This is a genomic window from Nitrospirillum amazonense, from assembly GCF_029594735.1.
GTDB lineage: Bacteria > Pseudomonadota > Alphaproteobacteria > Azospirillales > Azospirillaceae > Nitrospirillum > Nitrospirillum amazonense.
This window is the reverse complement of sequence record NZ_JARPAF010000001.1, coordinates 695,506-708,133: the sequence shown is the minus strand read 5'-3', so window position 1 is coordinate 708,133 and position 12,628 is coordinate 695,506. Positions and strand designations below refer to the sequence as shown.

Here is a 12,628-nt window from a genome sequence, read left to right as displayed (position 1 = left end):
TCCGATCCTAAGACAGCGCGCGCAGGATGGCGCGGACGGGGGCGGCGTCGGCGTGGGCGAGATTGAGGGGCAGGGCGATCAGTTCGTAATCCCCCGCCGGCACCTCGTCCAGCACCAGCCCTTCCAGGATGGCCAGGCCGTTGCGGCGTACGGCGTTGTGGGCCAGCAGGTCCTTGGACGTTTCCGGATCCAGCGACGGCGCGTCCACCCCCACCAGGCGCACGCCATGGGCGGCCATCAGGTCGACGGTGGCGGCGTCCAGGGCACGGAAGTCGCTGACCCAGCGGTCGTGCGGGAAGCGCTGATAGGTGCGCAGCAGGATGCGCGGCGGCGCGCCTGCCAGGCTGTCCGCCACCTCCGCCGGCATGACCGGCCCATCGCCATCCACCACGTGGATAAGACGGCAGGGCCCCAGGTAGGGCGCCAGGTCGACGGCGCCAATGGGCAGGCCGGCGGCGTCATAGTGCAGGGGGGCGTCGGCGTGAGTCCCGGTGTGGGTGGACAGGGTCAGCCGGCTGACATTGACGGGGCAGCCGGGCCCCAGGGCCCACACCCGTTCCTCCTGATAGGCGGTGTCGCCGGGCCACACGGGGATGCCGGGGCGGATGGGCTGGGTGATATCCCAGATGCGGGTCATAGCGCCGTCCTCACGGAAAGCAATTCGGGGAAGAAGCTGAGGCTCAGCGCCTTGACCAGGTAACTGACGCCGCCGGTGCCGCCGGTGCCGGGCTTGAAGCCGATGATGCGTTCCACCGTCTTCATGTGGCTGAAGCGCCATTGCTGGAAACGGTATTCCAGATCCACCAGCTTTTCCGCCAGGTCGTACAGCTCCCAGTGCCGGTGCGGGTCCTGGTAGACCGCCAGCCAGGCGGCCTGCACCCGGGCGTCCGGCTCATAGGGCTGGGCGAAGTCACGCTCCAGCTTCTCCCGCGGGATGTCAAACCCCCGGCGGGCCAGCAGGCGCAGGGACTCATCATACAGGCTGGGGGCGTTCAGGCTCTCTTCCAATGCCGCGAAGATGGCCGGCTCGCCCTGGTGCACCGTCATCATGCCGGCGTTCTTGTTGCCCAGCAGGAATTCCAGGTGGCGATATTGATAGGACTGGAAGCCGCTGCTCTGTCCCAGGTGGGGGCGGATCAGGCTGTAATCCGCCGGAGTCATGGTGGACAGCACCTCCCACGACTGGATCAGCTGCGCCTGGATACGGCTGACCCGGGCGATCATCTTCAGGGCCGGCCCCAAGTCGTCCGCCTGGATCTGGCGCAATGCCGCCCGCAGCTCATGCAGGGAAAGCTTCATCCACAGCTCGGACGCCTGGTGGATGATGATGAACAGCAGTTCGTCGTGCTCGCCGGAGCGGGGATGCTGGGCGGCCAGCAACTCCTCCAGCCCCAGGTAGCTGCCATAACTCATGGGCGGGGCGGTGTGCAGCCCCTCGCCGGACAGATCAACGGCGGCGGTATGGGGGCGGGCGATGTCGGTCACGTCACGGCTCCACGGGTCTGATAGGCGGCATCCTGCCAGGCGCCGCTGTCCATAATGTCTTTCAGGTGGGCCACCGCGTCATAAACATCGACATAGCGCACATAGAGCGGGGCGAAGCCGAAGCGGATCACATCCGGGGCGCGGAAGTCGCCGATGACCCCCCGGGCAATCAGCGCCTGCATGATGGCGTAGCCTTCGGGATGGCCGAAGCTGACCTGGCTGCCCCGGGCCTGCGCGTCGCGGGGTGAATGCAGGATGAACTGCCCCGGGCAGGATTCCTCCACCAGCCGGATGAAAAGGTCGCCCAGCGCCATGGACTTGGCGCGCACCGCACGACGATCGGCGCTGGCCATGATGCCGACGCCGACCTCGAGGGCGGCCAGGCCCAGGATGGGGGGCGTGCCGCAGAGCATGCGCTCGATCCCGGGGGCCGGCGCATAGTCGTCGCCGAAGGCGAAGGGCGCCGCGTGGCCCATCCAGCCGGAGAGGGGGGAGCGCAGCTGCGCCTGGTGACGCCGGGCCGCGTATAGGAAAGCCGGCGCCCCGGGGCCCCCGTTCAGGTATTTATAGCCGCAGCCGACGGCCAGGTCGGCGCCCGCCGCGTTCAGGTCGACATCGATGGCACCGGCGCTGTGCGATAGGTCCCACAGCGCCAATGCCCCGGCGGCATGGGCCTTGGCGGTCAGCCGGGCCATGTCGTGGATGCGGCCCGTCTTGTAATGCACCTGGGTCAGCAGCAGCAGGGCCGTGTCCGCGTCCAGGGCTTGTTCGATGTGATCAGGCTCCACCACCCGCAGCTCGACCCGGTCGCCCAGGAGGTCGCGCACGCCCTGCAGGATATAGAGATCGGTGGGGAAGTTGCCCGGCTCCGTCACGATCACCCAGCGGCCGGGCCGCAGGGCCAGGGCGGCCGTCGCCAGCTTGAACAGATTGACGGAGGTGGAGTCCGCCGCGATGACCTCATCCGCTTCCGCGCCGATGAGTGACGCGATGCTGGCGCCGACGCGCTGGGGCAGGGTGATCCAGCCGGCCGTGTTCCAGCCGCGGATGAGTTCACCTCCCCATTCGCGCGCCACCACGTCGGCCAGGCGCTGCCGCGTGGCCTTGGGCAGGGCGCCCAGCGAATTCCCGTCCAGGTAGATGACGCCGTCGGCGATCTCAAACGCGTCACGGAATTCGGCCAGCGGATCGTCATGATCCAGCGCTGCGCAGGCGGCACGGTCCAGGGACATGTCCCGAGATCTCCTTGAGGTTTCCCTTTCCCCGATCATACCGCCCCCGAAGGGGAACATTGTTACGAAGATGCTTGTCTTGATGAAACGTTAAGAACATCGTTCTGCCAACTTGGTGAATTGGAGAACGACTATGGATGCGATCGATCAGCGCCTGCTGACTATCCTGGAAACCAGCGGCCGCGCGTCCTTCGCCCAGATCGCCGAGACGGTGGGCCTGTCCAAGACGCCGTGCTGGAACCGCGTGCAGGCCCTGGAGGACGGCGGGGTGATCACGGGATACCGAGCGGAGCTCGACCGGTCACGCGTGGGGCTGCCGCTGCTGGCCTTCGTGGACGTGGCCATCGACCTGGGGCGCCATCAGGCGTTCGAGGAGGCCATCGCCCAGGTCCCCGCCGTGCTGGAGTGCCATACCACGGCCGGGCCGTTCGATTACGTCCTACGGGTGGCGCTGCGGGATGTCGAGGCGCTGGACCAACTGCTGCGGACGGAGCTGTCGCGCCTGCCAGGCGTCAAGACCTTCTCCACCCGCATTTGCCTGAAGACGGTCTTTCAGGCGCGTCCGTTGATGGCCGCGTTGGGCACCCAGCCGTAAGGGCGGCGGCCCAGGCGGCCCGCCGTTCCGGAACCTTATCCCGTGATGGCGGATTGTGGGCCGTGATCCCCGGAGTCACGCCGGTGGACGTCGCCCCTAGCGGAGGCTGTGGCCGCCATGGACTATATCGCCCTGTTTTTCGCCGGGGTCTTCCTGTGCAACGGCATCCCCCATCTGGTCGCCGGCCTGCACGGACGCCCATTTCCCACGCCCTTCGCCAAGCCACCCGCCGCCGGCGACAGCCCGCCCCTGGTGAACTTCCTATGGGGCTTCGCCAACATCATCGCCGGACTGTTGCTTTGGTCGGTGCGCCCGGTCATGGCGGTACTGACGCTTGATTTCGCGGTGCTGGCGCTGGGCGCGCTGTTGACGGGCGCCTGGCTGACCCTGCACTTCGCCAAGGTCCAGGCCGGGAAGCCGGCCCCATGAGCGCAGCCTGGGACCGGCGGCTGTCCACGGGCACGGCGGCGCTGATCGCGGTGTTCGGCCTTTATCTCATGGTCGGCGGTGCCTGGCTGATTCTCCTGCACGGCAGCCCGTATTACGCCATCGCCGGCGTCACGCTGCTGGCGGTCGCCGTCCTGTTGTGGCGCCGCCGGGCGGCGGCTTTGTGGCTGTACGCCGCCCTGGTGCTGGCCACCATGGCCTGGGCGGTATGGGAGGTGGGCTTCGATTTCTGGGCCCTGGCCCCGCGCGGCGACGTGTTGGTCCCCCTCGGCGTCTGGCTGATGTTGCCCTTCATCAGCCGCGGGCTGTCGCCGGCGGCCAGTGGGGAGGGCAAGAGTGGGGCAGGCAAGGGACCGGTGCTAGCTCTGGGCGGCGTACTGGCGCTGGCCGTGGTGGTGGTTGGCGTCGCCCTGGCGCATGATCGGCACGCCATCCAGGGAACGGTGCGGCCCATGGGGCTCGAGGCGCCCGCCTCCGATCAGGCGGCGACCGACTGGCCGGCCTATGGCGGCAGCGGCAGGGGCGACCGCTATTCCGACGTGGCCCAGATCACCCCTGCGAATGTCGGCCGCCTCAAGCTGGCCTGGCAGTTCCGCACCGGCGACCTGCCGGGGCCCAACGACCCCGGCGAGATCACCACCGAGGTGACGCCCCTGAAGGTCGGCGACCTGCTTTACACCTGCTCCCCGCACCAGATCGTTTTCGCCCTGGACGCCGCAACCGGGGCGCTGCGCTGGAAGTTCGATCCGCAGGTCCAGCGCAACCCTGGTTTCCAGCACATGACCTGCCGCGGCGTGGCCTTCCACCGCACGCGGCCCGGGGGCACGACGGCCGACGGCGCGCCGGCACCCGCCGAATGTCCCACCCGCATCTACCTGCCCACCGATGACGGCCGGCTGTTCGCCCTGGACGCGGAAACCGGCAAGCCCTGCGACGGCTTCGGCGACCATGGCCAAATCGACCTGAAGCGCGGCAGCGAGGTGAAGCAGGTGGGTTTCTACCAGGGCACTTCCCCGCCGGCGGTGACGGACAGGGTGCTGATCATGGGTGGTGCCGTCATCGACAACTACTCCGGCAAGGTGCCGTCCGGCGTCATCCGGGGATTCGATGTCTACAGCGGCCGGTTGCTCTGGGCGTTCGACGCCGGCAATCCCGACCCGAACGAGATGCCGTCGGCCACCCACCATTTCACCGCCGGCAGCCCCAATTCCTGGATCGTTTCGGCGGTGGACGAGGGGCTGGGCCTGGTCTATGTGCCGCTGGGATCGTCCTCCCCTGACATTTGGGGCGGCAACCGCACGCCGGCGCAGGAACGTTATGACAGCGCCCTGGTGGCGCTGGACATCGCCACGGGCAGGCTGCGCTGGTCCTACCAGAACGTGCACCACGACGTGTGGGACATGGACGTCCCGGCCCAGCCCAGCCTGGTGGACGTGGCGACGCCGGCCGGACCGGTGCCGGCTGTCTATGTCCCGGCCAAGACCGGCAACATCTTCGTGCTGGACCGCCGGGACGGGCACCCCATCGTGCCGGCGCCAGAGGTGCCGGTCCCCCAGGGACCCGCGCCCGGCGACCGGTTGTCCCCGACGCAGCCCGCCTCGCAACTGAGCTTCCGCCCCCGGGACAAGCTGACGGGCGCGCAGATGTGGGGCGGCACGATGTTCGACCAGTTGGCCTGCCGCATCCTGTTCAAGCGCCTGCGTTACGAGGGGCCCTTCACCCCGCCATCGCTGCAGGGCACGCTGGTCTTCCCAGGTGACCTCGGCATGTTCGAATGGGGCGGCATCGCCATCGACCCGCGGCGGCAAGTGGCCATTGCCAATCCCATGTCCATCCCCTTCGTCTCCCGCCTGGTGCCACGCGGCAAGGACAACCCGGCGGCCCCCAACGGCCAGCATCCGCCGGGGACGGAATTGGGTGTGCAGCCCATGTACGGCACGCCCTTCGGCGCTAACCTGGGTGTTTCCTGTCGCCCCTGGGAATCCCCTGCCTGCAGCCGCCTTGGGGTGAGCTGGCGGCCATCGACCTGCGCACCAACACCGTGGTATGGCGCCACCGCGTGGGCACCATCCGCGACATGGCGCCCGTGCCGATACCGCTGGAATTGGGGGTGCCCATGCTGGGTGGTCCGCTAGTGACGGCGGGCGGGGTGGTGTTCCTGACCTCCACCATGGACTACGCCATCCGGGCCTTCGATGTGACGGACGGCCGATTGCTGTGGCAGGACCCGCTGCCCGCCGGGGGCCAGTCCACCCCCATGTCCTATGAGCAAGGCGGGCGGCAATACATCGTCACCGTGGACGGCGGCCACGGCTCCTTCGGCACCAGGATCGGCGACTATGTGCGGGCCTATACCCTCGGGGATTGAGGGAGCGGCGATGGGCATAGTTCCTTTGTCATCCTTGCGCCGCAGGCCCCGGGCTGCGTTCTTCACAAGCCAGCGGGCGACGGCCCATGGGCGCGGTTGTCCATGGTTTCAATGATTTATGACAGCTCTTGCGGAAGGTTGGACTGATCGGCCGGCGTGATGAGGCCAAGGGCGTTGGAGGGGCATGTGGAGTTGGAAACCGATCCGCCGATCGTCGGCATCGGAGCGTCGGCAGGCGGGGTGAAGGCGCTGCAGGCCTTATTCGAGGCATTGCCGGACGAACCCAATGCCGCCTTCGTCGTGGTGATCCACCTGAATCCCGAACGGCGCAGCGAACTGGCCAAGATCCTGGCGACCCGCACTCGCATGCCTGTCTCGCAGGTCACCGACAGGGTGCACCTGCGCAACAACCACGTCTATGTCATCGCCCCGGACAGCGCGCTCAACATCGCCGACCACATGATCTCGGCCCTGTCGTTTGACGAGCCGCGGGCCAAGCGGGCGCCCATCGACCTATTCTTCCGGTCGCTGGCGGCGCAGCATAGCGACGGCTTCGCCATCATCCTGACGGGTGCCGGCGCGGATGGCGCCGTGGGTGTCAGGGCCATCAAGGAGGTGGGCGGCATCGTCCTGGTGCAGGACCCGGACGAGGCGGAATTCGCCTCCATGCCCCGCAACGCCATCGCCACCGACGCCGCCGACTTCGTCCTGCCCGTGCGCGACCTGGCCCGGCAATTGGCAGAATTGTTGCGGAACCGGAAGGATGGCGAGGCGCTGACCGCGCCGGATGACGACGAGAATATGATGCGCCGTATCCTGGCCCATGTGCGGGTGCGCGTGGGCCATGACTTCAGCCAATACAAGCGTGCCACCATCGCGCGGCGCATCACACGGCGCATGCAGGTCACGCAGCAGGACACGCTGAGCCAGTACCACACTTACCTGCGGGAGCACGCGGACGAGGCCCACGCCCTGTTCACCGACTTCCTGATCTCGGTCACCACCTTCTTCCGCGACAACCGGGCCTTCGATCAGCTCGCGGCCATGGTGATTCCCCAGTTGTTCGAAGGGAAGGAAGCGGCGAACACCATCCGCATCTGGGTCCCCGCCTGCGCCACGGGCGAAGAAGCCTACACCATCGGCATCCTGTTGCTGGAGGAAGCGGCGCGCCGCGACGTGCGGCCCGAAATCCAGGTCTTCGGGTCCGACCTGGACGCCGATGCGCTGGTCGTGGCCCGCGAGGGCTGCTTCCCCCTGACCATCGACCAGGACGTGCCAGAGGAATATCTGCGCCGCTACTTCCAGCGTGAGGGCGACCATTACCGGGTGCGTCGGGAATTGCGCGATACCGTCATGTTCGCCAGCCACAGCATCCTGCGCGACCCGCCCTTCGCCCGGGTCGACATGGTGTCCTGCCGCAACCTGCTGATCTACCTGGACCGGGAACTGCAGCACCAGGTCTGCACCACCTTCCACTACGCGCTGAACCCCGGCGGCTTCCTGTTCCTGGGCGCGTCTGAGAACGCCGACCATCCCCCCGGCCTGTTTCGGGCCCTGGACCGCGACGCGCGCATCTACCGCATGGTTCCCAATACCGGGGAAAGGCGGACGGCCCTGCCCATCATGCCCAGCACCCACCATGCGGCACCCAGCCGTGGCGCGACCGCGCACCGGCCCCTGGGTCCGGGGGGCGACGTGGCCCTGCACCGCCAGATGCTGGAACGCGTGGCGCCACCCAGCATGCTGGTGGATGAGACGCACCGCGCCATCCATCTGTCCGAAACCGCCGGCCGTTTCCTGCAACCCTCGGGCGGGCCCGTCACCACGGTGGCCACCGACATGGTCCGGCCCGAACTGCGCTTCGACCTCGAGGCGGCGCTGCACCGCGCCTTCGACCGGAAGGAGGCGACGCTGACCCGGCCGCTGGTGGTGAAGTTCGAAGGCCAGCCCCAGCGGGTCTATCTGCAGGTGAAACCGGTCCTTGAGGAAGGCGACCCCAGCCGCTACGCCCTGGTGCTGTTCATCGAGGGTGAAACGGTGCTGGCGGACGGCGACGGGGACGAAGGTGGCCAGGATCGTGAGCCGACCAATGAGACCATCCGCCAGTTGCAGGAGGAATTGCAGCTGGCGCAAAACCGCCTGAGGGCCACGCGGGAGGAATCGGAGGCAACGAACGAGGAATTGCGGGCCGCCAACGAGGAACTGCAGTCCATCAATGAGGAGTACCGATCCACCTCCGAAGAGCTGGAGACCAGCAAGGAGGAGCTGCAATCCACCAATGAGGAGCTGCAGACCGTCAACAATGAGCTGAAGCAGAAGCTGGCCAGCGTGTCCCGCGCGCACAGCGACCTGCAGAACCTCATGGCGGCGGCGGATTTCGGCACCCTGTTCCTGGACCCCTCGCTGCGCATCAAGCGCTTCACGCCCCGCGTGACGGAGCTGTTCAACATCACCGCCACCGACGCCGGCCGGCCCATCACCGACTTCACCCATCAGTTGGATTACGACCAGCTGGCGGACCACGCCCACGCCGTGCTGCGGGAGCTGACGCTGCTGGAGCATGAGGTGCAAAGCCGGGACGGCGGTTGGTACCTGGTCCGTATCCGGCCCTATCGCACCGTCGACGATCGCATCGACGGCGTGGTGGTGACCTTCTTCGACATCACCGAGCGCCGCCGGGTCGAAGAAGCCCTGCGCGACAGCGAGGCGCGGCTGAAACAGGAGATGCGCCTGGTCGAATTCTCACGCGCGCCTATTTTCGTCTGGGAGTTCGACGACGGCATCGTTCAGTGGAACCGGGGCAGTGAGGAGTTGTACGGCTATTCCCGCGAAGAGGCGAAGGGCCAGGATGTGGCGGCACTGCTGCGATCGGCGCCGGTGGACGGCAGCTTCGACATCGTGCGCCAGGCCCTGTCGGAAAAGGGCGCCTGGAGTGGTGAGCTGCGGCACACCACCAAGGACGGCCGGGTGCTGACGGTGGAAAGCCAGATCGAGATGGTCAGCGTCGGCGGCCGGCGGCTGGTGCTGGAAAGCACGCGCGATGTCACCGACCGGAAGAAATGGGAACGGCGCCAGCGCCTGCTGCTGGGCGAACTGCGCCATCGCGTGGGCAACACGCTGGCGGTGGTGCAGTCACTGGCCCGGCAGACCTTGCGCACGGCCGGATCCAGCGACCGCTTCGTCGACCTGTTCGAGGGCCGCCTGACCGCGCTGGCCCGGGCGCATACCCTGCTGGTCGATTGCCAATGGGAAGGGGCGGAATTGATAGCCCTGGCCCGCATCCAGCTGGCGGCCTACATCACTGCCGGCCCGCAACGCCTGCGCCTGGAGGGCGCGCACGTCCTGCTGCCGCCCCACCTGGCAACCCCCTTTGGCCTTGTGTTGCACGAACTGGCCACCAACGCCGCCAAGTACGGCGCCCTTTCCGTTGCCGGCGGGCGGGTGGAACTGACTTGGACCCAAGTGACCCGCGAGGGCCGGCCCTTCCTGACGGTGACGTGGCGGGAATTCGACGGCCCCGCCGTCGTTCCGCCGGAACATCATGGCTTCGGCGGAGTTTTGATTGAGCGTGGTATGCCCGGCGCTACCGTGACCCGGCTTTTCGAGCCCACGGGCCTGGTGTGCACCATGGAAATCGACGTTGAGGAGGAAGAGCAGGATGGGGACGACAGCTGATCCCGAACTGCCGCTGGCCGGCACGTGCATCCTGGTCGCGGATGACGAGGTGATGATCGCCATCAACCTGGAGGAGACCTTCCGGGACGCGGGTGCCGATATCCTCAGCGCCGCTACCGTGCCGCAGGCGATCGTCGCCGCCCGCAACCCCCGCCTGACCGCCGCCATCCTGGACGTGCGCCTGGGGCGCGAAACCTCCGAAGCCGTGGCCGACATCCTGACCGAACGGGGCATTCCCTTCTTCTTCTACAGCGGTCAGATGCTGTCGCCGAGCATGCAGGCAAAATACCCCGGCGTCCCGGTGCTGACCAAGCCGGTGCGGCAGGATGCCTTCATGGCCACCATGCTGGCCCTGGTGGCCAAGCAGAAGGCGCTGGCCTGACCGGAACCGTCCCGCCTGGGTAAATTTCGCGCCATAAGCGGAACCCCGCCGTGCCGTCCGGATTGATCCCGCACTCGGGGAACCGCCCTCGCTTCAAGTCCGCAGCGCCGGAGAGGTCTTCCCGTTCAATCCGTGATCGACGTGGAAGGGATACCTCATGAAAGCGCTGACCTGGCACGGCAAGGGCGATGTTCGATGCGAACATGTCCCCGATCCGACGATCGAGCATGCCCGCGACTGCATCATCAAGGTGACGGCCTGTGCCATCTGCGGCTCGGACGTGCATCTTTACGACGGCATTATTCCCTCCATGGAAAGCGGTGACGTGCTGGGCCACGAGACCATGGGCGAGGTGGTCGAGGTCGGCAGCGGCGTCAGCAACCTGAAGGTCGGCGACCGCGTGGTGGTGCCTTTCACCATCTCCTGCGGCGAGTGCTTCTTCTGCAAGCGCGGCTATTACTCCGCCTGCGAGCGGTCCAACCCCGACAAGGCCAAGGCGACCAAGCTGTGGGGCAACTCGCCCGCGGGACTGTTCGGTTATTCGCACCTGCTGGGCGGTTACAGCGGCGGCCAGGCGGAGTACCTGCGCGTCCCCTACGCGGATGTCGGCCCCCTGAAGGTTCCGGGCGGCCTGACGGATGAGCAGGCGCTGTTCCTGTCCGACATCTTCCCCACCGGTTACATGGCTGCCGATTTCTGCAATATCCAGCCGGGCGACACCATCGCCATCTGGGGCTGCGGCCCGGTGGGCCAGATGGCCATCCGCAGCGCTTACCTGCTGGGGGCGGAGCGGGTCATCGCCATCGACCATGTGCCCGAGCGGCTGGAACTGGCCCGGCAGGGCGGCGCCATGACCCTGGACTTCAAGGAAGAGGACATCTACGACCGCATCATGGACCTGACCCAGGGCCGGGGCGCCGACGCCTGCATCGATGCGGTGGGAACGGAACCCGACATCGGCAGCGGCTTCGACGCCGTGGTCGATCGCATCAAGGTCGCGACCTTCATGGGAACGGACCGGCCCCACGTGCTGCGCCAGGCCATCATGTGCTGCCGTAACTTCGGCACCGTCTCCATCGTCGGCGTCTATGGCGGCCTGCTGGACAAGATCCCCATGGGGTCCGCCATCAACCGGGGCCTGACCTTCCGCATGGCCCAGACGCCGGTGCAGCGCTACCTGCCCCACCTGCTGCGCCGCATCGAGGAGGGGGAGATCGACCCGTCCTTCGTCATCACCCACCGCGCGTCGCTGGAGGAGGGGCCGGAGCTCTACAAAACCTTCCGCGACAAGCAGGACGGCTGCATCAAGGTCGTGATGAAGCCCTGACCATCCCATAAGCCAGTCCCCAAGAAGGAGAAACGCCATGGCTGCTTCCCGCGCGCCCGTGCGCCTGTTGGCCGTCGTCACCGGTGCCTCCACCGGCATCGGCTACGAACTCGCCAAGCTGTGCGCCCAGAACGGCTTCGACCTGGTGGTCGCTGCCGATGAACCCGAAATCCATGACGCCGCCGACACCTTCCGCGCGCTGGGCGCGCATGTCGAGGCGGTGCAGGCCGATCTGGCCACCCTGGACGGCGTCGATACGCTTTATGCCACCATCCAGGCCCAAGGCCGTCCGGTGGACGCCTTGTTCGCCAATGCCGGCCGGGGCCTGGGCAAGGGCTTCCTCGACCAGAACTTCATCAAGGCCAAGCGGGTGATCGATACCAACGTCACCGGCACCGTGTATCTGATCCATTTGGTGGGCCGGGGCATGCGGGCGCTGAATTCGGGCCGCATCCTTATCACCGGGTCCATCGCCGGCTTCATCCCCGGCAGCTACCAGGCCGTCTACAACGCGAGCAAGGCCTTCCTCGACAACTTCGCCTACGCCTTGCGCAATGAGCTGGAGGGCACGGGCGTCACCGTCTCCTGCCTCATGCCCGGGCCGACGGACACCGACTTTTTCCGCCGCGCCGAGCTGATGGACACGGAGATGGGCACGGCCGAGAAGGACGACCCGGCCAAGGTCGCCCGCGACGGCTTCGACGCCCTGATGAAGGGTGAGGCCGACGTGGTCAGCGGCTGGAAGAACAAGCTGCAGAGCACCCTGGCCAATATCACGCCGGCGGAAATGCTGGCGGACCAGCACCGCGGCATGGCCGCGCCCGGAACAGCCCGCAAGCACTGACCCGTCGCTCAACGCGTCAGGTAGTCCAGCGCCAGATAGCCCAGCAGGATCAGCAGCCAGAAGGCGGCCCCCAGCGCCATGATGCGCATCAGGCCGCCTTCGCGGCGCAGCTGCATATAGACCCAGGCGATCAGCGCCGCCTTGGCCGACGCGATGCCCAGGCTGACCACCAGGCTGGGCGTGCCGGTCAGCATCAGGCTGGCGCCTACGGTCAGTCCCAGCAGGGCCAGCAAGGCGGCCCAGACGGCGATCAGGGGAGCCACGACCTTCATC

At 67.4% G+C, this 12,628-nt stretch carries 10 protein-coding genes and 1 pseudogene; 7 read left to right on the top strand and 4 right to left on the bottom strand.

The window, feature by feature from the left end:
• Nucleotides 1–7: 7 nt before the first annotated feature.
• From kynB to kynU, 3 genes are read right to left on the bottom strand one after another with little or no spacing between them, the layout of a single operon-like run.
• Nucleotides 8–637, bottom strand: a complete 630-nt coding sequence (gene kynB / locus P5F91_RS02985) for an arylformamidase (protein ID WP_277906449.1) — start codon at nucleotides 635–637, stop codon at nucleotides 8–10.
• Entirely contained in the window at nucleotides 634–1,485 is an 852-nt protein-coding gene (gene kynA / locus P5F91_RS02980) for a tryptophan 2,3-dioxygenase (RefSeq protein ID WP_277906448.1), read from the bottom strand. Before kynA ends, kynB begins: the two co-directional genes overlap by 4 nt.
• Complete coding sequence (kynU, locus tag P5F91_RS02975) at nucleotides 1,482–2,717, bottom strand: kynureninase (RefSeq protein WP_277906447.1); 1,236 nt, start codon at nucleotides 2,715–2,717, stop codon at nucleotides 1,482–1,484. Before kynU ends, kynA begins: the two co-directional genes overlap by 4 nt.
• A gap of 133 nt (nucleotides 2,718–2,850) precedes the next feature.
• Between kynU and P5F91_RS02970 the strand changes: the two genes are divergently transcribed.
• The 7 genes and pseudogenes from P5F91_RS02970 to P5F91_RS02940 all read left to right on the top strand — a co-directional run bounded on the left by P5F91_RS02970 (nucleotide 2,851) and on the right by P5F91_RS02940 (nucleotide 12,355).
• Nucleotides 2,851–3,312 (top strand): Lrp/AsnC family transcriptional regulator, encoded by a 462-nt coding sequence (locus tag P5F91_RS02970; RefSeq protein WP_145612529.1) that lies wholly within the window; start codon nucleotides 2,851–2,853, stop codon nucleotides 3,310–3,312.
• A 117-nt stretch (nucleotides 3,313–3,429) separates the two neighbouring features.
• Complete coding sequence (locus P5F91_RS02965; RefSeq protein ID WP_277906446.1) at nucleotides 3,430–3,741, top strand: hypothetical protein; 312 nt, start codon at nucleotides 3,430–3,432, stop codon at nucleotides 3,739–3,741.
• Nucleotides 3,738–6,127 (top strand): annotated as a pseudogene (locus tag P5F91_RS02960) (membrane-bound PQQ-dependent dehydrogenase, glucose/quinate/shikimate family). The gene P5F91_RS02965 and the pseudogene P5F91_RS02960 overlap by 4 nt, the downstream one beginning before the upstream one ends.
• A 186-nt stretch (nucleotides 6,128–6,313) precedes the next feature.
• Nucleotides 6,314–9,802, top strand: coding sequence for a chemotaxis protein CheB (locus P5F91_RS02955; RefSeq protein ID WP_277906445.1), 3,489 nt, complete (start codon nucleotides 6,314–6,316; stop codon nucleotides 9,800–9,802).
• Entirely contained in the window at nucleotides 9,786–10,184 is a 399-nt protein-coding gene (locus tag P5F91_RS02950) for a response regulator (protein ID WP_145612533.1), read from the top strand. The genes P5F91_RS02955 and P5F91_RS02950 overlap by 17 nt, the downstream gene beginning before the upstream one ends.
• Before the next feature lie 157 nt (nucleotides 10,185–10,341).
• Complete coding sequence (locus P5F91_RS02945; RefSeq protein ID WP_040850348.1) at nucleotides 10,342–11,511, top strand: zinc-dependent alcohol dehydrogenase; 1,170 nt, start codon at nucleotides 10,342–10,344, stop codon at nucleotides 11,509–11,511.
• Nucleotides 11,512–11,548: 37 nt separating this feature from the next.
• The gene (locus P5F91_RS02940) at nucleotides 11,549–12,355 is read left to right on the top strand and encodes an SDR family NAD(P)-dependent oxidoreductase (protein WP_277906444.1); all 807 of its coding nucleotides are present in this window, start codon (nucleotides 11,549–11,551) and stop codon (nucleotides 12,353–12,355) included.
• Between the two features lie 8 nt (nucleotides 12,356–12,363).
• Here the strand turns inward: P5F91_RS02940 and P5F91_RS02935 are convergent, their stop codons facing one another.
• On the bottom strand, nucleotides 12,364–12,627 hold the full coding sequence (locus P5F91_RS02935) for a cytochrome C oxidase subunit IV family protein (RefSeq protein WP_145612539.1): 264 nt from the start codon (nucleotides 12,625–12,627) through the stop codon (nucleotides 12,364–12,366).
• Nucleotide 12,628: the final 1 nt, after the last annotated feature.